30 protein-coding genes are annotated in these 24409 nt (G+C 54.7%); 3 read left to right on the plus strand and 27 right to left on the minus strand.

All coding sequences use genetic code 11. From position 1 onward, the window contains the following. Positions 1-47 precede the first annotated feature (47 nt). The 3 genes from HMPREF3016_RS04515 to glmS all read right to left on the minus strand — a co-directional run bounded on the left by HMPREF3016_RS04515 (position 48) and on the right by glmS (position 4208). Entirely contained in the window at positions 48-1649 is a 1602-nt protein-coding gene (locus HMPREF3016_RS04515) for a bifunctional ADP-dependent NAD(P)H-hydrate dehydratase/NAD(P)H-hydrate epimerase (protein WP_070740552.1), read from the minus strand. A 40-nt stretch (positions 1650-1689) separates the two neighbouring features. Continuing rightward, complete coding sequence (locus tag HMPREF3016_RS04520; protein ID WP_048751175.1) at positions 1690-2124, minus strand: holo-ACP synthase; 435 nt, start codon at positions 2122-2124, stop codon at positions 1690-1692. Positions 2125-2324: 200 nt separating this feature from the next. Further along, the gene (gene glmS / locus HMPREF3016_RS04525) at positions 2325-4208 is read right to left on the minus strand and encodes a glutamine--fructose-6-phosphate transaminase (isomerizing) (protein ID WP_004005244.1); all 1884 of its coding nucleotides are present in this window, start codon (positions 4206-4208) and stop codon (positions 2325-2327) included. A 185-nt stretch (positions 4209-4393) separates the two neighbouring features. On the opposite strand from glmS, the gene coaA reads away from it, so the two are divergent. From coaA to mscL, 3 genes are all read left to right on the plus strand, one after another. Further along, positions 4394-5350: a type I pantothenate kinase gene (coaA, locus tag HMPREF3016_RS04530; protein WP_037231131.1), complete on the plus strand. Its 957-nt coding sequence runs from the start codon at positions 4394-4396 to the stop codon at positions 5348-5350. Between the two features lie 55 nt (positions 5351-5405). Further along, a complete protein-coding gene (locus tag HMPREF3016_RS11285; protein WP_239661902.1) occupies positions 5406-6395 on the plus strand; it encodes a M15 family metallopeptidase in 990 nt (329 codons plus the stop codon). Positions 6396-6597: 202 nt separating this feature from the next. Next, on the plus strand, positions 6598-6963 hold the full coding sequence (gene mscL, locus HMPREF3016_RS04545) for a large conductance mechanosensitive channel protein MscL (protein WP_070740555.1): 366 nt from the start codon (positions 6598-6600) through the stop codon (positions 6961-6963). 208 nt (positions 6964-7171) lie between these two features. On the opposite strand, the gene glmM is transcribed toward mscL, so the two are convergent. From glmM to rplN, 24 genes are all read right to left on the minus strand, one after another. Continuing rightward, positions 7172-8530 (minus strand): phosphoglucosamine mutase, encoded by a 1359-nt coding sequence (glmM, locus tag HMPREF3016_RS04550; protein WP_070740558.1) that lies wholly within the window; start codon positions 8528-8530, stop codon positions 7172-7174. A gap of 101 nt (positions 8531-8631) precedes the next feature. Beyond that, entirely contained in the window at positions 8632-9687 is a 1056-nt protein-coding gene (gene ppk2, locus HMPREF3016_RS04555) for a polyphosphate kinase 2 (protein ID WP_070740560.1), read from the minus strand. A 169-nt stretch (positions 9688-9856) separates the two neighbouring features. Then, on the minus strand, positions 9857-10354 hold the full coding sequence (rpsI, locus tag HMPREF3016_RS04560; RefSeq protein WP_004005250.1) for a 30S ribosomal protein S9: 498 nt from the start codon (positions 10352-10354) through the stop codon (positions 9857-9859). A 33-nt stretch (positions 10355-10387) separates the two neighbouring features. Then, on the minus strand, positions 10388-10831 hold the full coding sequence (gene rplM, locus HMPREF3016_RS04565; protein ID WP_004005251.1) for a 50S ribosomal protein L13: 444 nt from the start codon (positions 10829-10831) through the stop codon (positions 10388-10390). A 210-nt stretch (positions 10832-11041) separates the two neighbouring features. Then, on the minus strand, positions 11042-12076 hold the full coding sequence (gene truA / locus HMPREF3016_RS04570) for a tRNA pseudouridine(38-40) synthase TruA (protein ID WP_070740563.1): 1035 nt from the start codon (positions 12074-12076) through the stop codon (positions 11042-11044). A 132-nt stretch (positions 12077-12208) separates the two neighbouring features. After that, positions 12209-12928, minus strand: coding sequence for a 50S ribosomal protein L17, sunset domain variant (gene rplQ, locus HMPREF3016_RS04575; protein ID WP_004005253.1), 720 nt, complete (start codon positions 12926-12928; stop codon positions 12209-12211). Between the two features lie 100 nt (positions 12929-13028). Then, positions 13029-14021: a DNA-directed RNA polymerase subunit alpha gene (locus tag HMPREF3016_RS04580; RefSeq protein WP_013397604.1), complete on the minus strand. Its 993-nt coding sequence runs from the start codon at positions 14019-14021 to the stop codon at positions 13029-13031. Positions 14022-14158: 137 nt separating this feature from the next. After that, positions 14159-14563, minus strand: a complete 405-nt coding sequence (rpsK, locus tag HMPREF3016_RS04585; protein ID WP_004005255.1) for a 30S ribosomal protein S11 — start codon at positions 14561-14563, stop codon at positions 14159-14161. 68 nt (positions 14564-14631) lie between these two features. Beyond that, positions 14632-15000, minus strand: coding sequence for a 30S ribosomal protein S13 (rpsM, locus tag HMPREF3016_RS04590; RefSeq protein WP_005505026.1), 369 nt, complete (start codon positions 14998-15000; stop codon positions 14632-14634). A 173-nt stretch (positions 15001-15173) separates the two neighbouring features. Further along, positions 15174-15287, minus strand: a complete 114-nt coding sequence (gene rpmJ / locus HMPREF3016_RS04595; protein WP_004005257.1) for a 50S ribosomal protein L36 — start codon at positions 15285-15287, stop codon at positions 15174-15176. A 126-nt stretch (positions 15288-15413) separates the two neighbouring features. Further along, positions 15414-15635 carry a translation initiation factor IF-1 gene (gene infA / locus HMPREF3016_RS04600; RefSeq protein WP_005505018.1) on the minus strand — a complete coding sequence of 74 codons (222 nt, stop codon included), beginning with the start codon at positions 15633-15635 and terminating at the stop codon, positions 15414-15416. Positions 15636-15843: 208 nt separating this feature from the next. Beyond that, entirely contained in the window at positions 15844-17073 is a 1230-nt protein-coding gene (rlmN, locus tag HMPREF3016_RS04605; RefSeq protein WP_070740566.1) for a dual-specificity RNA methyltransferase RlmN, read from the minus strand. An 80-nt stretch (positions 17074-17153) separates the two neighbouring features. Continuing rightward, entirely contained in the window at positions 17154-17990 is an 837-nt protein-coding gene (gene map, locus HMPREF3016_RS04610; protein WP_070627475.1) for a type I methionyl aminopeptidase, read from the minus strand. A gap of 119 nt (positions 17991-18109) precedes the next feature. Beyond that, positions 18110-18673 carry an adenylate kinase gene (locus tag HMPREF3016_RS04615; protein ID WP_048754761.1) on the minus strand — a complete coding sequence of 188 codons (564 nt, stop codon included), beginning with the start codon at positions 18671-18673 and terminating at the stop codon, positions 18110-18112. Further along, positions 18670-19977, minus strand: a complete 1308-nt coding sequence (gene secY / locus HMPREF3016_RS04620) for a preprotein translocase subunit SecY (protein ID WP_013397608.1) — start codon at positions 19975-19977, stop codon at positions 18670-18672. The genes HMPREF3016_RS04615 and secY overlap by 4 nt, the downstream gene beginning before the upstream one ends. 272 nt (positions 19978-20249) lie before the next feature. Continuing rightward, positions 20250-20696: a 50S ribosomal protein L15 gene (rplO, locus tag HMPREF3016_RS04625; protein WP_048751165.1), complete on the minus strand. Its 447-nt coding sequence runs from the start codon at positions 20694-20696 to the stop codon at positions 20250-20252. Between the two features lies 1 nt (position 20697). Further along, positions 20698-20904: a 50S ribosomal protein L30 gene (gene rpmD / locus HMPREF3016_RS04630; RefSeq protein ID WP_004005265.1), complete on the minus strand. Its 207-nt coding sequence runs from the start codon at positions 20902-20904 to the stop codon at positions 20698-20700. Then, positions 20904-21545, minus strand: coding sequence for a 30S ribosomal protein S5 (rpsE, locus tag HMPREF3016_RS04635; protein WP_172461391.1), 642 nt, complete (start codon positions 21543-21545; stop codon positions 20904-20906). The genes rpmD and rpsE overlap by 1 nt, the downstream gene beginning before the upstream one ends. 29 nt (positions 21546-21574) lie before the next feature. Further along, complete coding sequence (gene rplR / locus HMPREF3016_RS04640; RefSeq protein WP_004005271.1) at positions 21575-21937, minus strand: 50S ribosomal protein L18; 363 nt, start codon at positions 21935-21937, stop codon at positions 21575-21577. A 2-nt stretch (positions 21938-21939) separates the two neighbouring features. After that, a complete protein-coding gene (rplF, locus tag HMPREF3016_RS04645) occupies positions 21940-22476 on the minus strand; it encodes a 50S ribosomal protein L6 (RefSeq protein ID WP_004005272.1) in 537 nt (178 codons plus the stop codon). Between the two features lie 27 nt (positions 22477-22503). Then, the gene (gene rpsH / locus HMPREF3016_RS04650; protein WP_004005273.1) at positions 22504-22902 is read right to left on the minus strand and encodes a 30S ribosomal protein S8; all 399 of its coding nucleotides are present in this window, start codon (positions 22900-22902) and stop codon (positions 22504-22506) included. A 73-nt stretch (positions 22903-22975) separates the two neighbouring features. Continuing rightward, a complete protein-coding gene (rplE, locus tag HMPREF3016_RS04655; protein WP_004005274.1) occupies positions 22976-23536 on the minus strand; it encodes a 50S ribosomal protein L5 in 561 nt (186 codons plus the stop codon). Beyond that, positions 23536-23871: a 50S ribosomal protein L24 gene (gene rplX / locus HMPREF3016_RS04660; protein WP_004005275.1), complete on the minus strand. Its 336-nt coding sequence runs from the start codon at positions 23869-23871 to the stop codon at positions 23536-23538. Before rplX ends, rplE begins: the two co-directional genes overlap by 1 nt. Positions 23872-23874: 3 nt before the next feature. Continuing rightward, positions 23875-24246, minus strand: coding sequence for a 50S ribosomal protein L14 (rplN, locus tag HMPREF3016_RS04665; protein WP_004005276.1), 372 nt, complete (start codon positions 24244-24246; stop codon positions 23875-23877). Positions 24247-24409 lie beyond the last annotated feature (163 nt).

Here is a 24409-nt window from a genome sequence, read left to right on the forward strand (position 1 = left end):
GGCGTGACATCATGTCACGCCCCACCACTATGTATCCTGTTCAGGTTTTAATCGTCGAGAACGGCTTTCTCATCAAGAAGTTCCGCGATCGCCTGCGGTAAATACGCGGCCACTCGGCTGGGAGGAACCGGCCCTTTGCGTCCCTCCAACGATGCCAGCGCCGCACGATTATGCAGGTAAACCGCCAGTGCCGCAAGACTTGCATAAGTGCATCCCTCGACCTGCTCATGACGTTCCTGAGCAGCCGCCATATATTGTGCCAAGAGAGCACCCAGAATACCGGTGAGGGTGTCGCCGCTTCCGGCGGTAGCAAGCCACCCGGTAGCCCCGTGCACGCTATAGGTGGCACCCACGGGGGCGGCGATAAGCGTCGTCGAGCCCTTAAGCATCACGGTTGCGCCGCTGAGCTCGCATGCGGCACGAACCCACCGGCAAGGCTCGGCGTTAATGTTTTCCCGGCTGGGTACGAGAGCACCGTCAAGCATTTCTTCCCAACGCTGCGGCGAGTGCTTATGAATGCGCCGCAGGAAACGTTCCAGCTCCCCTGCATGCGGAGTCAGAATTTTATGTTCACCTAGGCTATGCCCCGCCATCATATAATCTGCGGCGAGGTCTACCGCACCAGCATCCAGAATTGCAGGTTCAGGGGCATTGAGCAGGTACCTGTTATGATCCAGGGTTTCGGGACCGGTGCCGCTGCCGCCAGCCCAGGCGTGCACATGCTCGTGGGCGGGAGGCCCTGTGAAACACACCGTTTCCGGGTTTTGCCCGAGCATGAGAGTGCGCAAGGTATCGTCTTTCCCATTGAAACGCACCATCCCCACCCCGGTGTTGAGGGCAGCACGCACACTCATCAGGGCAGCACCGGGATAATCACGACTTCCCGTGAGCATGCCAAGTACACCACGATTGTACTTATGTGAGAATACCGAAGGCTTTTCGAGCAGATCCCGATAGTCCTCACGTTCCATAACGCGCAGCATCGGCTTATACCCCTTGAGAGCTTCGGGAACCCCTAAATCGTAGAGTTTAATAGTTCCGCAGTGCTCCGCAATATGGGTTCCTGCCGGTAGTTTACGCCCAATAAACGTGACCGTTCGCGCAGCCGCGAGTGAGGGTTCGTGCAGGGTGCCGCGTTCGCTATCGAGCCCGGTCGGGGCATCACAGGCGAGCACTGGGGGTAATTTACCGTCCATCTGCACGGCACGGAGTTTAGCCAGGTACTCCCCCGCTTCCCCACGTGCTGCTCCCTTCGCGCCGGTTCCCAAAATACCGTCAATAATCAGGGAGTAGGAGGCAATATCGCGCAGACTTTGGGCGGTGTCAAGCACGCGGGTTCCTTCACCGCTTTCGCGGGCGAGCAGCTCCAGGTTATTACCGGTTGGGTCGAAGAGAACGGCCTCAATGCGGTACCCCTGCTGATGCAGCCGGGTGCCTGCATACACGGTATCCGCGCCGTTATTTCCCGGCCCAACCAATAAGAGGATGCGCGTATACTGGCTGTGCTGCCCCGCATCAGCAAGCATATCGTGAGCTTCGGCGGCGAGCGCATCCGCCGCGCGCTGCATCAAATACCCGTCGTAGTCCGGTGCCTCAAGGTAAGGACGTTCGGCGTTGCGAATTTGTGTACCCGTGTAGACGAGCTTCATAACTCCTCCTGATCAAATGCTCGCGTCGATGCGGCAGGGGCTAGTCGGTGGGGTCTTCGGTGAGAACCGTCATACTGTAGCTTTCAGGATCAAACCTTTTCAGATGGGCAAGCTCTGTAGCGCTCAGATATTCCGCCGTGGCGATGGCAACGGCTACGGGTTCATCGTGGGTTAGGCTCAGGTGCAGACGGTTGATGCCGAGGGTACGGGCACGTTCGGCGATCGTTCCCGTAAGAATCAGGTATGGCTGCCCACTCTCGCTGCTGGCGACTTCGCAATCTTGCCAGTTGAGCCCATCGGGTGCCCCTAAGACTTTGGCGACCGCTTCTTTGGCGGCAAAACGTACGGCTTGAGAACGGATATTACGAGTGCGCTCATTCGGTGTGAATACCCTGCGCACAAAAGCTGGTGTTTCGGTGACGATTCGTTCAAAGCGCTCAATGTTGACGGTATCTACGCCGATTCCGATAATCATTTTTCGCCTTTCCTGCCAAAATGCGAGTTTTGTTTTAAGTTTAGCGAGGTTGATGCAGGGAAGACAGCACAGCGAACAATGTTAACACATCATGAAACTTCCTCAGCCTCGCACTGTAGTGCGGGTTAACGAGGCGTGGGCGGTGCCGTCCCCTGAAGGGTAACGACACCGCCCACGCGAACGCATATGCGGGATGAGGATTACTCCACGGTCACCGACTTGGCGAGGTTACGGGGCTGGTCAACGTCCAGTCCTTTCGCTTCAGCAAGTGCGCACGCGAAAATCTGCAGCGGCACGGTGGCAAGCAAAGGCTGCAGCAGAGAAGGCGCGGCAGGAACGGTGATCAGACGATCCGCATATTCCTTGACAGCCTCATCGCCCTCTTCGGCGATGACAATGGTGAAGGCGCCGCGAGCGCGCACCTCCTGAATATTGGAAACAACCTTGCCATGCAGAGATTCACGCCCGTGTGCGGAAGGCACAATGATGATAACGGGCTGACCCTCTTCGATCAGGGCGATAGGACCGTGCTTCAGCTCGCCGGCGGCGAAGCCTTCGGCGTGGATGTAGCTGATCTCTTTGAGTTTAAGCGCGCCTTCAAGGGCAACAGGGAACCCAACGTGGCGCCCTAGGAAGATCACCGAAGAGGTATCTTTCATCTCGGCGCCAAGTTCTTTCACGAGGGTATCGTTGTCGATAACCTTCTGGATCTTGGCGGGCATTTTCTGCAGCTCACCGAGGATGGCAGAGATTTCATCCTTGTACTTGTTGCCGCGAAGCTGCGCAAGATACAGACCCAGCAGATATGCTGCAGTAATCTGCGCCAGGAACGCCTTGGTAGATGCGACCGCAATCTCGGGACCAGCGTGGGTGTACAGCGCCGCATCGGATTCACGCGGCAGGGTTGAACCGTGGGTGTTGCAGATAGAGATAACCTTAGCGCCCTGTTCGCGGGCGTGACGCACCGCCATGAGGGTATCCATGGTCTCACCGGACTGCGAGAGAGCCACGATCAGGGTCTTCTCGTTCACGATTGGGTCGCGGTAGCGGAACTCGTGGGCAAGCTCGACCTCGGTGGGGATACGGCACCAGTGCTCGATAGCGTAGCGCGCAACCTGACCCGCGTATGCTGCGGTACCGCAGGCCACCACGATGATCTTATCGATCGAGCGCAGCACGGAATCATCGATGTTGAGCTCGTCCAGAACGAGGTTGCCTTTTTCATCCATGCGTCCCATGAGGGTCTGCTCAACAGCGGTGGGCTGCTCGTGGATTTCCTTCTCCATGAACGAGTTGTAGCCGCCCTTTTCCGCCGCTGCGGCATCCCATTCGATGTGGAAGGGCTTGCCTTCGGCGGGGTTGCCCGCAAAATCAATAATGGAATAGTCAGTACCGGTGATGGTGACAATCTGGTCCTGCCCCATCTCTACGGCTTCTTTGGTGTGGTCGATAAACGCCGAAACGTCGGATCCTAAGAAATTCTCGTTCTCTCCCAGTCCAATCACCAGCGGAGAGTTGCGGCGGGTTGCCACCACACGGTCGGGGTGGTCTGCGTGAACCGCAAGAATCGTGAAAGCACCTTCCATACGGTTTGATGCTTCACGCACAGCCTCGGTCAGGTCTTTAGTACCCAGTTTGTTATAGATACTTGCGATAAGTGCCGCAGCTACCTCGGTATCGGTCTGAGACTGAAACTCCACCCCTTCGGCAAGCAGTTCGGCGCGTAGCTCGGCGAAGTTCTCAATAATACCGTTGTGCACAACCGCTAGACGACCGTGATCGACCACGTGCGGATGCGCGTTATTATCGGTGGGGCCACCGTGGGTAGCCCAACGGGTATGGCCAATGCCAATCTGTGATTCGGTGAGCGGCGCATCCTCGACCTCATGTTCTAGGTTGATAAGTTTGCCCGCCTTCTTGCGGAATTCGATGCCGTCAGGGCATACGAGCGCAACACCGGCCGAGTCATAGCCGCGGTACTCCTGGCGGCGCAGACCTTCAATGACCACTTTGTATGCATCGTGGTCGAATTTATTACCGTCCGGAGCTGCGTCCAGACCTACATATCCTACAATTCCACACATAGCTCAAGTTTATCTTATTCACGCCCCAGGGCAGCTAACCCGGCACCCTTTACACCTGTGGGCAGAATAACCCCTAGTCAAAAGGCATTTCTTTCAAGGTATAGCCCCAGCCTTTGTGCATTCTTAACCTAAAGGATGCCACGCCTTGTTCGCATCTGACGCGCAAAATTCGTACACTTAGGGGAATGAGCTCCTCAAATTTTTCTGCCGCCAGCTCGCGTTTTGTCGAGCTGGAACGCTCACGATGGTCGCGGCTAGCGACCGAAATTTCGGTACCCCTCAGCGAAGAGGAACTCGAAGCGCTCCGCGGCTTAGGAGAACCGGTAGACTTCGATGAGGTGCGCCAGATCTATTTGCCAATCTCCCGACTTTTAAATCTGTATGTCAACGCGGCATCCTCACTCAACCACATGACGAATGACTTCCTTCAGGCATCCCACCGACGAGTTCCCTTTATTATCGGTGTAGCCGGGTCCGTAGCGGTCGGCAAATCGACGACGGCACGCCTGCTGCAGGCACTCCTGAGGCGCTGGCCCTCAACCCCGAAGGTTCAGCTCGTCACCACCGACGGTTTTCTGTACCCAAATGCTGAGTTACAACGCCGCGGCATTATGCACCGCAAAGGCTTTCCCGAATCATACGACAGGCGGGCGCTGCTGCAATTTGTCTCCGATATAAAATCGGGAGTCCCCGTGGTCAGAGCCCCTAAATACTCGCATCTGTACTATGACATTCTTCCCGATGAACAGATTGAGGTCACGACCCCTGATGTGCTGATTCTTGAAGGACTTAATGTACTCGCTCCTGCTGGTACCGAAGGCCCCGAAACCTCAGACCTGACGCTCAGTGACTTTTTTGATTTCTCCATCTACGTCGATGCAAATACCAAAGATATTCAGCGATGGTACGTTAACCGGTTCCTCACCCTGCGCTCCTCCGCGTTTACGAACCCGGATTCTTACTTTAAGCGCTATGCTGAGTTAAGCGATGACCAAGCGATTGAGCTTGCCACCGGTATCTGGAAAACCGTCAACGAGCCTAACCTCGTACAGAACGTTCTTCCTACTCGCGCTCGCGCGCACCTGATCTTGCAGAAAGGTTCCGACCATAAGGTGGCGCAGGTTCTCTTGCGCAAAAATTAGCGCATTGCCGTTGACATATTCCAGAATAAAGACCAGTTTCCCAAGGAGGTTCCCGATGGGTACATCAGTTTTTTCACGCCGAGCGCTACTGACGGCAGCCTCTGCGGCATCTGGGTCTTGGGTCTTGTCTGCATGCGGCTCTCAGGAACCTCAGGCTAGCGGGAATGCATCAGCTACTGCCCCCACTACACCAAGCGCTACAGGCACGGCTTCTGCGGCAAGTGCGTCATCTTCACCTACCGCCGCCCCAAAGGTTACGCAGAGTTCCGCTCCATCAACCCCTACGATGAAGCCTAGTGCGTCCCCAACGGCAAGCGAGAAAGCCCCAGAGACAAAACCGTCTGAAAAAGCTACCCCAGAGGCCACAGCCTCAGAGTCTTCACAACCCAAAGACCAGAAGTCGCAACCAGAAGGCGGCACTACAGAAAAACCTTCCGCACCCGAAAGCAAAAAACCTGCTGAGCACACATCGGTCGAGTCGCACCCGGAATCGTTACGGTGCATCGTCAATAAAACTCGCCCATTCTCACCGCAAGATTGGGCCCCGCAGGATTTGGTGCCGTTTTATGGTCAGCAGTTACGTGCTGAGGCGGCTGCGGCGGCGCAGTCCATGATGGATGCGGCAGCACGGGATGGGATAACCCTCACGGTCAGCAGTGCTTATCGTTCCTTCGCGGCGCAGAAACAGACCTACCAGCATTGGGTTCAGGTTAATGGACAGAAGACCGCAGATACGCTCTCCGCACGGCCCGGATATTCGGAACATCAGACCGGACTGGCTATCGATTTCGGTTCCCCCGAAGGATGCCTGCTGCAAGAATGCTATCAAGATACTCGTGCGGGTCAATGGTTGGCGAAAAACGCCCCCGACTTCGGGTTTATCCTGCGTTTCCCAAAGAACCAGCAGCATGTGACGGGCTATGTCTTTGAACCCTGGCACTACCGCTATCTAGGTGTTGGCCTGGCTCAGGAGTATCGGGCATCAGGAGCAAAGACTTTGGAAGAGTTTTTTGGCACCGGTTCGGCACCGGATTATCTTGGATAGACTCAGCTACCTCTCATAGGTTTATCGACAGCTTACACCCCTAACTGTTCTTTAGACAGGGTTCTAACCCACAGAAACAAATATCTAAAATCAACCTTTACAGGTTGATATGTGATATACTAGTGAAGAAAATCACTTTATTTGGAACGGTTTTTGTTGGTTTTCCCTGAAAATTTCCTGGGAAACACGATAGGCTAGGAACATGCTTAAAGGTTTTAAAGATTTTATTCTCCGTGGCAATGTTCTCGACCTCGCAGTCGCTTTCATTATGGGTACTGCCTTCACCGCAGTTGTGACCGCGCTGGTTGAGTCCGTTCTCATGCCCGCAATTTCCATGCTGGTGCAGTCCCCGAACTTCGATAATTTCTTAGTTATCGGTCAGATTAAGATTGGTGTCTTCCTGACCGCTGTCGTAAACTTCCTGCTCATTGCGGCTGCCGTATACTTCGCCGTTGTTCTTCCAGTTCAAAAGCTCAATGAAAGGGTTACCCGCAACAGGGTTGAAGAAATAGAAGAAACTGAGCTTACTCTTCTCAAGGAAATCCGCGATTCCCTCGCTAAGAAGTAATCTACGGATCACTCCGATTCAAACATAACTAGTCATTCAACAAAAGCCGTGGGGCGCATCCGATTTTGGATGTGCCCCACGGTATTTTTCAACTCGAATAAATCTGCCGATATGAGCTGAACCTGCGCTATAAACAAAATGCGTATCGTTGGCGAAATATTTCTATTTCGCCAACGATACGCATCAATTTTCTAGAAAGCTTGTAAGACTAGAGAGCCAGTTCTTTCGCCACCACATCCGCAAGATGCTGGGCAACAGAATCGGCCTGCTCCTGCGTAGCGGCCTCAACCATAACGCGCACCAGCGGTTCGGTTCCAGAAGCACGCAGAAGAACACGCCCGCTCTCCCCCAGCCCCTTCTCAGCATCGGCCACAGCAGTATTCAGCACAGCATTGGTTGAAACGCCGGCACGATCTACGCCCTTCACGTTAATCAAACGCTGCGGGGTGGGCTGCATCCGCGAGGCTAGCACAGAAAGTTTCTCCCCGCTACGCGCCACCTCAGCGGCAAGCTGAATCCCGGTGAGCACACCGTCACCCGTGGTCGCATAGTCACTCATAATCACATGCCCGGACTGCTCACCGCCTAGGTTATACCCGTGCTCACGCATCTCTTCGAGTACGTAACGATCGCCAACGGCGGTGCGCACCAGCGAAATACCGTGCTCACGCAGATAGAGTTCAAGCCCTAGGCTGCTCATCACGGTTGCCACCAGAGTGTTCTGGCTCAGATGCCCAGCACGATGCGCCGCCAAGGCAAGAATAGCCATAATCTGATCGCCGTCTACCAGGTTCCCCTGCTCATCAACTGCCTGACATCGGTCAGAGTCACCATCGTGTGCAATCCCCAAGGTTGCGCCGTGTTCAACGACGGCAGCTTGAAGGGACTGCGGATGCGTAGAACCTACGCCATCGTTGATATTGGTGCCGTTCGGTTCAGCAGCGAGCGCAATAACCTCGGCCCCTAGCCGGGTGAAGGCCGCAGGAGAAGCTGCATAAGCCGCGCCATTCGCGCAGTCCAGCACAATCTTAAGACCTGCGAGAGGCTTCTCGTCTTCTAGCGTGGAAACTAGGTGCTTAACGTATGCCTCAGTACCGTTCTCTAGGGCGCAGATAGAGCCGACCTCGCCCCCGGTAGGGTACCTAAAGTTCTTTTCTCGGTACACGCGCTCAATGGCATCTTCAGTGGCGTCTTCAAGCTTTTGTCCACCACGCGCTAAGAATTTAATGCCGTTATCGGCGGCGGGGTTATGCGATGCTGAGATCATCACACCAAAGTCTGCATCCGTGTAAGCCACTAAGTAGGCGGCGGCCGGAGTGGGGACGATTCCCGCGTCCAACACATCCACACCAGCGCTGGTAAACCCGGCTTTCATGGCAGAGACAATAAAATCTGCAGATGCGCGTGAATCGTTAGCGATTACGGCGCGGGGGCGGGTGCCTTCGGCGACCTGCTCATGTCCAAGTACAAGGGCGGCTGCCTGCGCGAGCTCAAGAGCGAGTGCCGGAGTGATAATCTCATTCGCGAGGCCGCGCACGCCATCAGTTCCAAAAAGTCGTTCAGTCACCTTACTATCTTACGCCGGAACCGCCCCCGCTTTGGTAGGCAGGGGCGGTTCTTGGTTATTTTCTTAGTAGGTTTATTGAATAAACCAACCAAAAGTTTTATTTATTGGATGACAGGGAAACCTTCGGGGTCACTGCCGCCTTCTTCTTCAAAAACATCAGTTGCAGAACGTACAATCAAAGGATCGCAGGTTCCCACGACTTCACGGTCTTTTGAGGTGTAGTCGAATTGTGAGAGCACGTAACGCATAGCTTCCAGACGAGCACGCTTCTTATCATTTGACTTGATAACGGTCCACGGGGCATCGCCGGTATGGGTGTAGAAGAACATGGCTTCTTTCGCAGCAGTGTAATCATCCCACTTATCGAGCGACGCCAAATCGGTAGGTGATAGTTTCCACTGACGAACAGGATCGGTGCGTCGTGAGGTAAAGCGTGCCAGCTGTTCCTGCTTGGTAACTGAGAACCAGAACTTAATGAGCTTAATGCCCGAGTTCACGAGCATACGCTCCAAGTCGGGTACTTCGCGCATAAACTCGAAGTACTGAGCCTGCGTGCAATAGCCCATCACACGCTCAACCCCGGCGCGGTTGTACCAGGAACGGTCCATCATGACGATCTCGCCACCAGAGGGTAAGTGCTTGATATAGCGCTGGAAATACCACTGAGTCTGTTCAATATCGGTTGGCTTTTCAAGAGCCACCACGCGAGCCCCACGGGGGTTCAGGTGTTCCGTAAAGCGTTTGATGGAACCACCCTTACCCGCAGCATCGCGCCCCTCAAAAATAATGAGGATTTTCTGCCCGGTCGATTTTGCCCATAGCTGGAGCTTCAGAAGCTCAATCTGCAGTGCGCGTTTTTCTTTTTCGTATGCTTTACGACCGAGTTTTTCATCGTAAGGGTAGCCAATCTTCCAGGCATCGCCCTTTGAGCTTTTCTTGTTTCCGCTCAGAGCATGGGTGAGAGATGCCATTTCATCCAGTTCTGCCGCATAGTCTTCAACCACTGAGGTGCGACGAATTTGGGGTTTAAGAGCTTCTTTAATAGCGTGCTTTTTCTCTGATACGACTGGACCTGCAACATCGGAAGGCTGAGAAGCGGTTTCGGGTACGGTGCTCTCGACCTGTTCCGTTGTGGGGCGAAGGTTCTCTTCTGTCATGAATTCTCTTTCCGTTCGTGTCTGCTTTGACACTTTAACTGTACCGAGAGTGAGATTGAGTGACAAATATAACAGTTATCGCAACCTTATGCAGGTAAACCCCTTATAATGCACAAAGCCCCCGCGCTTCTTTAGGAAGTGCGGGGGCTTTGTGCAGCAGAACCAGCGATTAACGCTTGGAGAACTGCGAAGCCTTGCGTGCCTTCTTGAGACCGGCCTTCTTACGCTCGATAACACGTGCGTCGCGAGTCAAGAAGCCTGCCTTCTTCAGCGCGGGACGATTATTCTCACGATCAATCTCGTTGAGGGCACGAGCGATACCGAGGCGCAGCGCGCCTGCCTGACCGGAGGGACCACCACCGCTGATGCGTGCAATCACATCGTAAGCACCTTCAAGTTCCAGGATCTTGAACGGCTGGTTCACATCCTGCTGATGCAATTTATTGGGGAAATAGCTATCCAGGCTACGGCCGTTAATGGTCCAGTTACCGGAACCGGGAACCACGCGAACACGTGCCACTGCTTCCTTACGACGACCGACTGCAGCACCTGCAACAGTCAGTGCCGGACGGCTTGTCTGTGCAGCCGCCGCGACGGGGGCTGCGGATTCCGAGGTGTAGCTAGTGAGCTCTTCCTCGACTACGATCTGCTCTTCGTTCTGAGCCACGATTTCTCCTAATAGTTTCTTCGTAGGCCCGAATTACTGGGCGACCTGGTTGAATTCGTAGGTCTTGGGCTGCTGTGCCGCGTGCGGGTGCTCGGGACCAGCGTAGACCTTCAGCTTCTTGATCTGCTGTGCAGCTAGCTTGTTCTTAGGCAGCATGCCCTTCACAGCCTTCTCAACTGCACGAACAGGGTTGGTTTCAAGAAGCTCTGCATAATTGACGGACTTCAGACCGCCAGGGTAACCCGAGTGGCGGTATGCACGCTTCTGCTCAAGCTTTGCACCGGTCAGAGCGACCTTCTCGGCATTCACGATGATCACGAAATCGCCGGTGTCCACGTTAGGGGTAAAAGTCGGCTTGTGCTTACCGCGCAGCAGGATAGCGGTCTGGCTTGCGAGGCGACCGAGCACCACATCGGTGGCATCAATGATGTGCCACTGGCGCTCAACTTCGCCGGGCTTAGGAGTATAAGTGCGCAAAATATTGGCCTTTGTCTCGAAATGTACATTCGGCGCTTAGTTGGGTATCACGCCTATTACTACGTGCATGACGAATCCGGGTGAGGACCGAATGCTCGCCCGTTCTGACCCGTACTCTGCGGCACCTTGACGTCCTGCAACTAGACAGTGTCGAGAGCGTGCTCGGGCAGAACACGCACAACTAGCAAAACTATACAGCAATTTAGGTGCTTAATCCACACCAAAACCCTTAAATGGCGCGGATTCCCCGTTAAAAATGTTGCTCTGCCGCATCGCCCGAGTAGCTCGTGCCTGCAGACCGTACTCTTCAGGCGCTGGATAATCAATGTGTGCAAGAGCTAATCCATGCGGGGGTGCCATAATGAGTGAGGCATCCCGCTGCGGGTTTTCTAGGCGTTCCCGCAGCCATACTTGAGTCCGTTTTCCGGTGCCGTAGAGAACTAGTGCCCCTATAAGCGAGCGCACCATATGGTGACAAAAAGCGTCTGCCTCAACTGTCGCTTCAATAACTCCGTCATCATGGCGTGTTAGGTATATACGGCGGAGTTCACGAATCGTCGTAGCTCCCTCACGCGGCTTACAGAACGAGAGAAAATCATGTAGCCCCGTAAGTTCATGAGCTGCCTTGTTAAGATCTTCAAGGTCTAGGCTTTCGGGAATGCACCAGGCATACGCGCGGTGCAGCGGATCGGGGCTACTCCCCTGTCCATCCAGGATGCGGTACGTATACCGCCTGCCGGTCGCTGAAAACCGCGCATCAAAGTCCTGCGGCACGGGCTGTATCTGGTGAAGCACAAGAGATCCTTGAAGAAGCCCGCGCATGCGCTCAGGGATTCCTAGCGTATGTTCTGCCTGCGCCAGGGTTCGTTTCAGAGCACCAGAAACCTTACGTTTGAGCGACTCAGCTGGATCTGCCAGCCCGTCACGCCCGGTAAGTTTCTGCCAGGTTTCGGTGGCAATATCAAGGTGGATAGTTTGCGCCTGCGCATGTACTCCGGCATCGGTACGACCGGCGACCGTCACTCGGTGATGCGTGCGAAGCACCAGCTCCAGCGCATCCTCTAATACACCCTGCACAGTTACCAGATTAGGCTGCCTTGCCCACCCGCTAAACCACGTGCCGTCATAGGCGCAGTCGATACGTACCCGCTGCGTGCCCAGCACGTCCCCATCGCCAGATGATGGCTGCGAGTCCAGGTTGATCTGTGATGCCTGAGGACCAGGTTCTTGTAAGTGATCAGACACAGTAGCTTTCCCCTTTCGCCCTTCAACAATACCTGGTGAATTGCCCAAGAATGTACGTCTGAAACACGCAAAATCCGTCGCCTATGAACCTAGACGACGGATTTTGACAATAAGCTAACGCGTTAGCTGTACTTACTCAGCAGAAACTTTCTGAGCTGCTGCACCACCGGCGGGTGCGTAACCTGCCGCCTCAGCCGACTCAGCGGAGTCAAACCAGATTTCGGCGATGGTGTTTGCATACCAGCGGGAGCCGGGCACGTGGTACTTCATTGAGTCAGCGTTACCCTTGACCTCAAAGCCTTCGGGAGCCTCACCAGATTCTAACGGAGCGTGTGCGCCTGCAGGCAGACCCTCGGTACCTTCAGACTTAGCAGGCTTAGCTTCTTCCTTAGGTTCAGCCTTTTCAGCTTTTGCCTTCTTTGCTTCAGCCTTAGGAGCCTCGGCAGCCTTCTCAGTAACCTTGGTAGCTTCTGCAACAGCACCCTTGGTTTCTACAGGCTCCATCACGAGTTCGATAACAGCCATAGGTGCGTTATCGCCCTTACGGTTACCGATCTTGGTGATGCGAGTGTAGCCACCGGGACGCTCGGCCATTGCCGGTGCGATTACAGTAAAAAGCTCGTGTACTACGGACTTGTCGGTAATGGATCGCAGCACGCGACGGCGAGCCGCCAAATCGCCCTTCTTACCGAAGGTGATGAAACGTTCAGCCACCGGGCGCATACGCTTTGCCTTAGTCAAGGTGGTGGTGATGCGCTTGTGCTGGAAGAGCTGCGCCGACAGGTTATTGAGCATTAGGCGCTCATGGGTCGGGGAACCGCCGAGGCGGGGACCCTTAGTGGGAGTAGGCATAGTTATTTCTCCATGATTTACGTTCCACCGCCCCAACAACGGGACTTAGGAACCACGTTTACTGATCCCGGAACAACCGGGTGAACTATTCGATCGAAATTTATTCGCCGGAACCGTCTTCGTCATCGTATGCACGAGCAACGGGTTCAAAGCCCGGAGGGGAATCCTTGAGAGCCAGACCAAGCTCATGCAGCTTAGCCTTGACCTCATCAATGGATTTAGCACCGAAGTTACGAATATCCATCAGATCCGCCTCGCTACGAGTCACGAGCTCGCCCACGGTGTGGATGCCCTCGCGCTTGAGGCAGTTGTAGGATCGAACGGACATGTTAAGGTCCTCAATTGGCAGAGCCAAATCGGCAGCCATGGACTCGTCGGCAGGCGACGGACCAACCTCGATACCCTCGGCAGCAACGTTGAGCTCACGTGCAAGTCCGAAGAGCTCAACCAGGGTGCTGCCTGCGGATGCGACGGCATCGCGCGGTGCAATGGCTTCCTTGGTTTCGACGTCCAGAGTCAGGCTGTCGAAGTCGGTGCGCTGTTCAACACGGGTTGCGTTAACGCTGAAGGTAACCTTCAGAACCGGGGAGTAAATAGAATCAACCGGAATACGGCCGATCTCTGCATCACCGGTCTTGTTCTGAGCTGCAGACACATAACCGCGACCACGCTCAATAATCAGTTCGGCATTGAAGTTTGCCTTCGCATTGAGGGTTGCGATGTGCAGTTCCGGGTTATGAATCTCAACACCGGCAGGTACTTCAATGTCGGCTGCGGTAAGTTCACCCTCGCCTTGCTTACGCAGGTATGCAACTACGGGCTCGTCATTTTCCGAAGAAATCGAGAGCTTCTTGACGTTCAAGATAATCTCGGTGACATCTTCGGTAACTCCGGGAACAGTGCTGAACTCGTGCAAAACACCGTCGATACGAACGCTGGTAACAGCGGCGCCGGGAATGGAGGACAGCAGGGTGCGGCGGAGGGAGTTACCCATGGTGTAGCCGAAGCCCGGCTCAAGGGGCTCGATGGTGAAGCGCGAACGGTTCGGCGCTACGACCTCTTCAGTCAGAGTGGGGCGCTGTGCAATAAGCACTTTGTTTCCTTTCGGTGAGCTCCGCTATATGAGCCCACAAGTTTGGGAAAACAGATTTTAGGAAGCAGACGGGTGTCTGGACTCTTTGGTGTTATCTGTGAAGACGACAGCCGCAGAGGGATTAGGCATTCGCCTAATTAGACGCGGCGGCGCTTCGGCGGACGGCAACCGTTGTGAGCTACGGGGGTTACGTCCTGAATCGAACCAACCTCTAGGCCTGCTGCCTGCAGAGAGCGGATTGCGGTCTCACGGCCAGAACCGGGGCCCTTTACGAAAACATCAACCTTACGGACGCCGTGTTCCTTAGCACGGTTTGCGGCAGTCTCAGCAGCTAGCTGTGCGGCGTAGGGGGTGGACTTACGAGAGCCCTTGAAACCCATGTCGCCTGCAGAGGACCACGAGATTACTGCACCAGTGGGATCGGTAATGGAGACGATAGTGTTGTTGAAGGTCGACTTGATGTGAGCCTGACCAGCAACGATATTCTTGCTGACCTTGCGGCGGGTCTTGCGAGCAGCCGCGGCGCGAGTCTTGGGAGGCATTATTGATTCTCCTACAAAGGTTTTCTAATACGTTGGTCGATACTGATAGTTCGACAGAGCAACGTTGCTTACTTCTTCTTACCTGCGACGGTACGCTTTGGGCCCTTACGGGTACGTGCGTTGGTCTTGGTGCGCTGACCGTGAACCGGCAGGCCGCGACGGTGACGCAGACCCTGGTAGCTGCCGATTTCAACCTTGCGGCGAATATCGGCTGCAACCTCGCGGCGAAGATCACCTTCAACCTTGTAGTTGCCTTCGATGAAGTCACGAAGTGCCACGAGCTCCTGGTCGGTGAGATCCTTGACGCGGGTGTCAGGGTTCACGCCGGTAGCAGCGAGGGTTTCGTGAGCACGGGTCTTGCCCACGCCGTAAATGTAAGTGAGAGCAACTTCCACGCGCTTTTCGCGGGGAATATCAACTCCAGCGAGACGTGCCATACTGGCTTCTCCTTGTTGTTTTCCAGAGGTCTGTAGCATCACTGCCCGGGTATTTGCCCGGTCCCCGGCCTCTGAGTCCGGAGGTATCCGCATCCTTTATCACTCGATAAACAATGCGGAGCGGTGCCTATGACGATTCCGCCCGCAGGCGGTGTTACGCAGCTACCGTGGGCTTAGCCCTGGCGCTGTTTGTGGCGCGGGTTTTCGCAGATCACCATGACTACGCCATGACGGCGAATCACTTTGCACTTATCGCAGATCGGCTTAACGCTCGGCTTGACCTTCATCGCATTCCTTTTGATTGCAACTTGATAACTGGCGAGATAAGAGGTTCTTACTGTGCAACCAGAAAAACTATTTATCCCTATGAACACGACTTAAACGCCGCCGAAGCGACGTTTAATGATCGGGTTTTACTTATAACGGTAGACGATACGACCACGGGACAGGTCGTAGGGGCTCAGTTCCACTACCACGCGATCCTCAGGCAGGATTCGAATGTAGTGCTGACGCATCTTACCCGAGATGTGCGCGAGAACTTTGTGACCATTGTCTAGCTCAACACGGAACATCGCATTGGGCAAAGCCTCAACCACAGAGCCCTCAATCTCGATGACGCCGTCTTTCTTTGCCATATCCTCCGCTAACGTCGGTGCCCAGAGTTTATGCTCTGAACAGTTCTATCTTCTGATGCTGTATATCTTCACACACTGGTAAAGAGCGTTTTACACCTGCAAAAAGGGCGCACTTAACGCTGGTACAAACAGCCAACTATCAACTATACGACATAGTTGCCTTTTAAACAACTGCAGAATAAGGACTATTACCCGGTATGAGGCGCCCCTACTCTTCTTCTTTGGCAGCGAGCTGGCCACATGCACCATCAATATCAGAACCGCGAGTATCGCGAATTGTCGTTGGAATACCGTGTGCCCGCAGACGCTCCACAAAATTCTGCTCCACACCCTTACGCGATGCTGTCCATTTTGAGCCAGGAGTCGGATTCAACGGAATAGGGTTTACATGCACCCATCCGCGACCGCGCTGCGCGAGCTTTTTCCCCAGCAAATCAGCGCGCCATCCCTGGTCATTAATATCGCGAATAAGAGCATATTCAATCGAGATGCGCCGCCCGGTCGTGCGGTAATAATCGTATGCGGCATCCAGAGTCTCATCAACCTTCCACCGCTGGTTAATGGGAATAAGCTCATCGCGCAGTTCATCATCCGGCGCGTGCAGCGAGAGGGCAAGCGTAATCGGCAGTTTCTCCAGCTCAAACTTGCGGATACCGGGCACCAAACCCACGGTAGACATCGTAAGTCCGCGCGCGGAGATACCCAGTCCCTCGGGGGCGGGATCGATCAGACGGTGCACCGCACCCATCGTTGATTTGTAGTTTGCGAGCGCCTCGCCCATTCCCATAAATACAATATTGGAGACGCGTAGCGGGCGGGTATCTTCCGACCCTCCATCGGCCTTGTCAAGACCCTTCATCTGTTTCAGATATCGTGCCCCAGCAACTACTTGCTCCACGATTTCTGCGGTCGAGAGATTGCGGGTGAGCCCCTGCTGCCCGGTGGCACAAAAGGGGCAGTTCATCCCGCATCCAGCCTGCGAGGAAATACACATGGTGACACGGTTGTCATACCGCATAATGACCGATTCAATAAGCGCCCCATCGAAAAGACGATGTACGACTTTGAGGGTGTCCCCACCGTCAGCTTCTAGGGTTCGCACAGGAGTTAGCAGCTGCGGCATTGCGCGGGATACTATCTCGTCACGGTTCTGAGCAGGCAGATCTGTCATCTGCGCCGGATCGTTAACCAGCCGCTCGAAATAGTGCTTTGAGAGCTGCGATGCGCGGAAGGGCTGGTATCCCAGTTCCTTGAGGAATTCACGGCGCCCTGCCATATCAAAATCAGCAATATGCTTGGGCGGTTTTGTTCGCCGGGGTGCTTTGAGCGCAATTTTTCCCGGTTCAGGGCGCACGCTTGAAATCTCCACGGGTACTTTGGTGGAGCGCGACGTGGAATCGGTTGAAGCTGCGGCGCAGCCTGTCAGAGTTTCGCTCATAGTTTTCCTTCGGGCGTTATAGATGCTCAGCCTGTGGTTATGATGCTTGTCAAGGATGCACGCCCCAAAGCGGGCAGATGCTACTTAGGAATCGGTACGGGGATAATGCCGAAGCGTGCCAGTTCAGAGGCTCCCCCATCTTCTGCGGTTAGAACCCACAGGCCATCTCGATGCACGGCAACCGAGTGCTCCCATTGGCAGGCATCCGATCCATCGGTTGTAATGACTGTCCAGTCATCCTCAAGTACGGTGGTATCGGTATTCCCCGTTACAAGCATGGGTTCGATTGCGAATGCCATGCCAGGTTTAATTTTTGGGCCGAGGTCACGAGCGGCGTAGTTCAGCACGTCGGGCGCCATATGCATGTAGGTACCGATACCGTGGCCTACATAGTCTTCGATGATACCGTATGTATCCCCGGTTTCGCTGCGCACGAATTCTTCGATCGCAATCCCAACCTCGCCGATTTTCTTTGCGTGCGACAAGGCGGCGATACCGTGCCAGAGGGCTTCCCGGGTTATATCGGATAGGTCTCGGCGGGCCTGTGAAGTATTTCCAACCAATACAGTTCGTGCAGAATCGCCGTGCCACTGCTTCTTAGTAGCCGGGTCAATAATATAGGCGCCTCCATCGATAGAGATAATATCGCCGTCTTGAAGGATATAGTCACCGGGTATGCCATGTACCACCTCATGATTCACAGAGGTGCAGATACTTGCAGGGTAGTCATAATAACCATAAAAGTTCGAGATTCCGCCCTGTTCTTCTAGACTGCGCTCGAAAACTTTATTGAGCTCTGCGGTACTTACTCCGGGCTTTGCAGCCGCAACTGCCGCATCCAACGCACGGCTGGTTATAATGCCTGCGCGCGACATGTGGTGTAATTCGGTATTAGTTTTGACCTCTACACGTGCCATAGAAGATTCCTTCTCGCCCTGACTCCATAAGAGTATTGCCGTATCAGTATCGCTGCGGCATACGTTCATGCAACTGCGCCCCCGCACGATGACGGAGGCGCAGTTTATAATGTATAGCCCTAAGATAGGGCTTTAAGAATACGTTCGGTCACGTCGGCAATCTCACCTAGACCATCAACCTCTTTGACGATACCGCGTTCACGATACTTCGCGATCAGCGGTGCGGTCTCTTCTTCGTACACCTTCAAGCGATGGCGAATGACCTCTTCATTATCGTCGGTGCGCCCCTGCTCGGCAGCTCGGTTGAGCAGTCGGGCAACAAGCTCGTCATTATCTGCAACGAGCAAAAGTACACGATCAATCTGCTGGTTTTTATCCGCAAGGATAGCATCAAGCTCGTGAACCTGAGCGATGTTGCGGGGGTATCCGTCGAGGAGGAAACCGTGTGCCGCATCGGCTTCGTCGAGACGAGCACGCACCATATTGTTCGTAACGGAATCGGGCACGAGGTTGCCGGAGTCAATATACGACTTCGCTTCCTTACCGAGCTCGGTCTCTTCCTTAATGTTCTTCCGGAAAATATCGCCGGTCGAAATCGCGGGAATCTTCAGCTCCTCAGCGATCTTGACGGCCTGAGTGCCTTTACCGGCACCGGGAGGGCCTATGATCAGAAGACGGTTCATCGAAGCAATCCTTCATAGTTTCGTTGTTGAAGCTGGGCGCTGACCTGCTTGAGAGTATCAAGACCAACACCCACCACGATCAGCAGCGATGCACCGCCGAACGGGAAGTTCTGGTTTGCGTTGAAGAGAACCAACGCAACAAGCGGAATCATGGAAACCACAGCGAGGTAAAGCGAACCCGGCAGTGTAATGCGGGTTAGCACATAGCTGAGGTAACGTTCAGTAGGCTTACCCGCGCGAACACCCGGAATAAAGCCGCCATATTTCTTCATATTGTCTGCAACCTCGACCGGATCGAAAGTCACCGCAACATAGAAATACGTGAATCCAAGAATCAGCAGGAAGTACAGAGCGATATACAGCGGATGATCGCCCCTCGTAAGGTAGGTATTTACCCAGTTCACCCATTCGGGGGGTGCTGCGCCACCTTGTGGGGTATTGAACTGCGCGATAATACCAGGCAAAGTCAGCAGTGAGGAGGCGAAGATGATGGGAATAACGCCCGCCATATTGACCTTGAGCGGAATATAGGTGCTGGTACCGCCAATAGTACGGCGACCAATCATGCGTTTAGCGTATTGCACGGGAACGCGGCGTACAGACTGCTCCACGTAGACCACCGCAAGCATCACGGCAAGGCCCACAAGGCATACGGACCAGAAGACGAACGGACCCTGCTGTTCCAGGATGGAGCCCAGAGCATTCGGGAACGAGGAAGCAATTGAGGTGAAAATAAGCAAAGACATGCCATTGCCTACGCCGCGCTCAGTAATCTGCTCGCCCATCCACATGATGACGCCGGTACCGGCACACAGAGTAATGATAATAACCAGGATGTGCAGCACATCGTCTTGCGGGATAATACCGGGGCAGTTCCCCAGAAGCACGCCAGAGCGTGCCATAGACACAATCGTGGTCGCGTTGAGAAGCGCAAGAGCGATAGTGAGATAACGGGTATATTGAGTGAGTTTGGCCTGTCCCTGAGCCCCTTCATCGTGTAGCTCTTGGAAACGAGGAATGACCACGCGCAACAGCTGAATAATAATGCTTGCCGTAATGTAGGGCATCACGCCCAGCGCGAAGATAGAAAGCTGTAGGAGTGCACCACCGCTGAACAGGTTGATGATGTCGTAGGCGCCACCGTGAGTTTGGTTGGCGTTAAGACACTGCTGAACCGTGCCGTAGGAAATACCGGGGGCGGGAATGAAGGTGCCCATACGGTACAGCACAATCATGCCTAGGGTAAACAGCAGCTTACGTCGCAGGTCGGCGGTCTTAATGACTCGCCCGAACGCGCTAAGCACATGTCCTCCTGAAAATCTTGGGGTATGTATTCGCTAACACAGATGTTAGGAACACGCTAAACACATACCTTCCAGTCTAGCCTGTTCACCGGTGTTGTCGATAACCACGGCGCGAGATATGTGTATTTTGTATTCTGTGAGCGTTATTTAAGATGAATTTTCTAGAATTTCTGAGACGTTAAATACATCATAAAAGCTTTAATGCAGACTTTTGCTGTTCAAAGAAGATGGCCCCCGCCTCAAGTGCGGGAGCCATCTAGTGAGTCTGAAGACTACTTAACGGTTACAGAACCGCCTGCCGCCTCAATCTTAGAGATTGCGGATGCAGAAGCCTTATCAACCACAACGTTCACCTTAACGGTGATGTCGCCGTCGCCCAGAACCTTCACAAGCTCGTTCTTACGAACGGCACCCTTAGCAACCAGGTTCTCGACGGTGACCTCGCCACCTTCGGGGAACAGTTCCTGAATGCGCTTCAGGTTAACAACCTGGTACTCGGTACGGAACGGGTTCTTGAATCCGCGCAGCTTCGGCAGGCGCATGTGCAGCGGAAGCTGACCGCCCTCGAAGCCGGGACGAACCTGGTAACGAGCCTTGGTACCCTTGGTACCGCGACCTGCGGTCTTACCCTTTGAGCCTTCACCGCGGCCTACGCGGGTCTTTGCCTTGTGGGCACCCGGTGCCGGGCGCAGATCGTGAATCTTGATAGCGTCTGCCATCTTACTTGACCTCCTCAACCTTCACCAGGTGAGCAACGGTGTTAACCATGCCAACGGTGACGGGGTCGGCAGTGCGCACTACCTTGTTGCCCGGGCGCTTAAGGCCGAGGGAACGTAGGGTGTCGCGCATGTTCTGCTTCTGACCAACATAGGATTTAACCTGGGTAATTTCCAGCTTTGCGTCGCTGGGCTGAATACGCTTAGCCATTACGCACCTGCCTTATCGGACTTGGTGTTGCGCAGGTAGCTGGGGATAACCTCATCGTTGGGCAGACCACGACGGGCTGCAACTGCCAGAGGCTCTTCCAGTTGCTTGAGTGCTGCAACGGTTGCGTGAACAATGTTGATCTGGTTCGAGGAACCGAGAGACTTCGACAGCACATCATGGATACCTGCTGCTTCGAGCACTGCACGCACCGGACCACCAGCGATCACACCGGTACCAGCGGTTGCCGGGCGGAGCATCACAACGCCTGCTGCTTCCTCACCCTGTACGCGGTGGGGAATAGTGCGGTTCTCGATGCGGGGCACACGGAAGAAGTTCTTCTTAGCTTCCTCAACACCCTTGGCAATAGCTGCTGGAACTTCCTTAGCCTTGCCGTAGCCAACGCCGACCATGCCATTACCGTCACCAACAACGACCAGAGCGGTGAAGCTGAAGCGACGACCGCCCTTGACGACCTTGGACACACGGTTGATGGTTACCACGCGCTCGATGTACTTATCTTTTTCCTCCTCGCGTGCGCGGTTCTTACGATCACCGCGACCGCGACGCTCGCCGCGGTTGTTGCGGCGCTCTTCGCGCTGCTTGGAAGTCTCAGCGGTTTCAGCTGCTACTGCTTCGCTCACCTGAGTTTCCTTTACGTTCTGTTCGCTCATTAGAGTGCCAGACCTCCTTCACGTGCGCCATCAGCAACTGCTGCAACACGACCGTGGTATTTATTGCCGCCGCGGTCAAACACGACAGTTTCAATACCGGCTGCCTTAGCGCGCTCTGCTACAAGCTCACCAACGCGCTTTGCTTTAGCGGTCTTGTCCAGATCGGTTGCGGCACGAAGCTCTGCTTCCATAGTGGAGGCGGATGCCAGGGTTACGCCCTTGACATCGTCGATAACCTGAACGAACATGTGACGGCTCGAACGGGTGACGCACAGGCGCGGACGCGCAGCGGTACCCGAAACATACTTGCGGATGCGAGCGTGACGGCGTGCACGCTGCGATGCCTTCGACTTGATAGCCATGTTTACTTACCAGCCTTTCCGACCTTGCGGCGGATGTGCTCACCTGCGTAGCGAACACCCTTGCCCTTATAGGGATCGGGCTTACGCAGACCACGAATGTTTGCTGCAACCTGACCGACGAGCTGCTTATCGATACCCGAAATGGTCAGCTTGTTAGCGCCTTCCACGGCGAAGGAAACACCTTCGGGTGCAGAGACGCTAATCGGGTGGGAGTAACCTAGAGCGAATTCCAGGTCGTTACCCTTCGCGGTCACACGGTAACCGGTACCAACAATTTCCAGCTTCTTCTCGTAGCCGTTGGTCACACCGATAATCATGTTCTGAATCAGGGTACGAGTCAGACCATGCAGAGAGCGAGAAACACGCTCGTCGTTCGGGCGCGATACCGCGATTTCATTGTCGTTTAGAGCAACAGTAATGGGGGAAGCCACCTGGTGGCTCAGCTCACCCTTGGAACCTTTAACGGTCACCAGGTTGCCATCGACCTTTACCTCAACGCCGGCTGGAACCGAGATGGGGAGACGTCCAATACGTGACATTCTTCTCTTCCTTTCTCTTCTAACCGACTACCAGATGTAGGCGAGAACTTCGCCGCCCACACCCTTCTTCGCAGCCTGCTTATCAGTGAGCAGGCCCGAGGAGGTGGACAGAATAGCGGTACCGAGACCACCCAGAACCCGAGGCAGGTTCGTGGACTTTGCGTAGGTACGCAGGCCCGGCTTGGAAATACGACGCACGCCAGCGATGGAACGCTCGCGGGACGGACCGTACTTAAGAACGAGGGTCAGGGTCTTGCCAACCTTTGCTTCCTCTTCCTTAACATCGGCAATGTAGCCCTCAGCCTTCAGGATCTCGGCGATGCGAGCCTTGAGCTTCGAGTAGGGCATAGATACGGTGTCGTGGTATGCGGAGTTTGCGTTGCGCAAACGGGTCAGCATATCTGCGACCGGATCAGTCATAGTCATTTTGGGCTGTAGCCCTTCCTCGTTGTGGTTTCCCTAATCTGCGGTAACAGACTCTGGACCTGCAACGTAGTCGTTAGTTGGTCTTGAACGGGAAGCCCAGTGCCTTCAGCATGGCACGGCCTTCATCGTCGGTCTTGGCGCTGGTCACCACGGTGATGTCCATACCACGCACGCGGTCGATCGAATCCTGATCGATTTCGTGGAACATGGACTGCTCGGTGAGGCCGAAGGTGTAGTTGCCATTACCGTCGAACTGGCGATCGGAAAGACCGCGGAAATCGCGGATACGGGGCAGAGCCAGGGTAACCAGGCGGTCCAGGAACTCCCACATGCGGTCGCCACGCAGGGTAACGTGTGCGCCGATTGGCATGCCTTCACGCAGTTTGAACTGTGCGATGGATTTCTTGGCACGGGTTACAACCGGCTTCTGACCGGTAATAGCGGTGAGATCGCGGATAGCGCCGTCCATGAGCTTTGCATCGCGAGCTGCCTCGCCAACACCCATATTTACGACGACCTTAACGAACTTCGGGGTCTGCATGACGTTCTGGTATTTGAACTCTTCCTGCAGCGCGGGAACGACAACCTCAGCGTACTTGGTCTTAAAGCGGGGGGTAATCTTGGTCTCGCTCATTAGATATCCTTCCCCGAACGCTTAGCAACGCGCACGCGAACGGTACGCTGCTTGCCATTACGCTCTACAGTCTCTTCGCGGAAACCAACACGGGTCGGCTTCTCGGTCTCAGGATCAACGATTGCCACGTTCGAAACGTGAATCGGTGCCTCCACCTTCTGAATACCGCCTGCTGCGCCGGTTACGGGGTTTGCCTTGGTGTGCTTGGTGACGACCTTAACGCCCTCAACAATCACGCGGTTTTCCTTGGGGATAACCTTCAGAACTTTGCCCTGCTTACCCTTGTCTGCACCGGAAATAACCTGAACCAGGTCGCCGGACTTGATCTTAGCCATAAGTTAGAGCACCTCCGGAGCCAGCGAAACAATCTTCATGAACTTCTTATCGCGAAGTTCACGACCAACGGGACCAAAGATACGGGTACCACGGGGATCACCATCAGTGTTCTTCAGAATAACTGCTGAGTTCTCGTCGAACTTGATGTAGGATCCGTCTGCGCGACGGGTTGCCTTCTTGGTACGGACGACGACTGCTTTCACAACGTCACCCTTTTTAACAGTGCCGCCAGGAATTGCATCCTTGACGGTTGCGACGATAATATCGCCGATGCCTGCGTAGCGACGCGAGGAACCACCAAGCACACGGATGGTCAGGATTTCCTTCGCACCAGTGTTATCGGCGACCTTCAGTCGCGACTCCTGCTGAATCATATTTCTCCTGTCGTCTCGCCGGTTCCGACTCGCCTTCAGGCGCGAGCCAGCCTTGCGGAACATTTTTACGGGATCGATTGACGCCCCGGGCCCACAGCATCATAAGGATGCACGGGTTAGCGGAAACGCCTGGGGTAACCCATGCCAGGAGCATTTGGACCCG

The sequence above is a fragment of the Rothia sp. HMSC065D02 genome, from assembly GCF_001815285.1.
GTDB classification, from domain to species: domain Bacteria; phylum Actinomycetota; class Actinomycetes; order Actinomycetales; family Micrococcaceae; genus Rothia; species Rothia dentocariosa.

Coding starts and splice junctions, on each gene's coding strand:
- HMPREF3016_RS04515 (WP_070740552.1), bottom strand. CDS start 1,649: ATGAAGCTCGTCTACACGGGTACACAAATTCGCAACGCCGAACGTCCT.
- HMPREF3016_RS04520 (WP_048751175.1), bottom strand. CDS start 2,124: ATGATTATCGGAATCGGCGTAGATACCGTCAACATTGAGCGCTTTGAA.
- glmS (WP_004005244.1), bottom strand. CDS start 4,208: ATGTGTGGAATTGTAGGATATGTAGGTCTGGACGCAGCTCCGGACGGT.
- coaA (WP_037231131.1), top strand. CDS start 4,394: ATGAGCTCCTCAAATTTTTCTGCCGCCAGCTCGCGTTTTGTCGAGCTG.
- HMPREF3016_RS11285 (WP_239661902.1), top strand. CDS start 5,406: ATGGGTACATCAGTTTTTTCACGCCGAGCGCTACTGACGGCAGCCTCT.
- mscL (WP_070740555.1), top strand. CDS start 6,598: ATGCTTAAAGGTTTTAAAGATTTTATTCTCCGTGGCAATGTTCTCGAC.
- ppk2 (WP_070740560.1), bottom strand. CDS start 9,687: ATGACAGAAGAGAACCTTCGCCCCACAACGGAACAGGTCGAGAGCACC.
- rplQ (WP_004005253.1), bottom strand. CDS start 12,928: ATGCCTACTCCCACTAAGGGTCCCCGCCTCGGCGGTTCCCCGACCCAT.
- rpsK (WP_004005255.1), bottom strand. CDS start 14,563: ATGCCTCCCAAGACTCGCGCCGCGGCTGCTCGCAAGACCCGCCGCAAG.
- rpsM (WP_005505026.1), bottom strand. CDS start 15,000: ATGGCACGTCTCGCTGGAGTTGATATTCCCCGCGAAAAGCGCGTGGAA.
- rpmJ (WP_004005257.1), bottom strand. CDS start 15,287: ATGAAGGTCAAGCCGAGCGTTAAGCCGATCTGCGATAAGTGCAAAGTG.
- infA (WP_005505018.1), bottom strand. CDS start 15,635: ATGGCAAAGAAAGACGGCGTCATCGAGATTGAGGGCTCTGTGGTTGAG.
- rlmN (WP_070740566.1), bottom strand. CDS start 17,073: ATGAGCGAAACTCTGACAGGCTGCGCCGCAGCTTCAACCGATTCCACG.
- map (WP_070627475.1), bottom strand. CDS start 17,990: ATGGCACGTGTAGAGGTCAAAACTAATACCGAATTACACCACATGTCG.
- HMPREF3016_RS04615 (WP_048754761.1), bottom strand. CDS start 18,673: ATGAACCGTCTTCTGATCATAGGCCCTCCCGGTGCCGGTAAAGGCACT.
- rplO (WP_048751165.1), bottom strand. CDS start 20,696: ATGGCAGACGCTATCAAGATTCACGATCTGCGCCCGGCACCGGGTGCC.
- rpmD (WP_004005265.1), bottom strand. CDS start 20,904: ATGGCTAAGCGTATTCAGCCCAGCGACGCAAAGCTGGAAATTACCCAG.
- rplR (WP_004005271.1), bottom strand. CDS start 21,937: ATGGCTATCAAGTCGAAGGCATCGCAGCGTGCACGCCGTCACGCTCGC.
- rplF (WP_004005272.1), bottom strand. CDS start 22,476: ATGTCACGTATTGGACGTCTCCCCATCTCGGTTCCAGCCGGCGTTGAG.
- rpsH (WP_004005273.1), bottom strand. CDS start 22,902: ATGACTATGACTGATCCGGTCGCAGATATGCTGACCCGTTTGCGCAAC.
- rplE (WP_004005274.1), bottom strand. CDS start 23,536: ATGAGCGAGACCAAGATTACCCCCCGCTTTAAGACCAAGTACGCTGAG.
- rplX (WP_004005275.1), bottom strand. CDS start 23,871: ATGGCTAAGATCAAGTCCGGCGACCTGGTTCAGGTTATTTCCGGTGCA.
- rplN (WP_004005276.1), bottom strand. CDS start 24,246: ATGATTCAGCAGGAGTCGCGACTGAAGGTCGCCGATAACACTGGTGCG.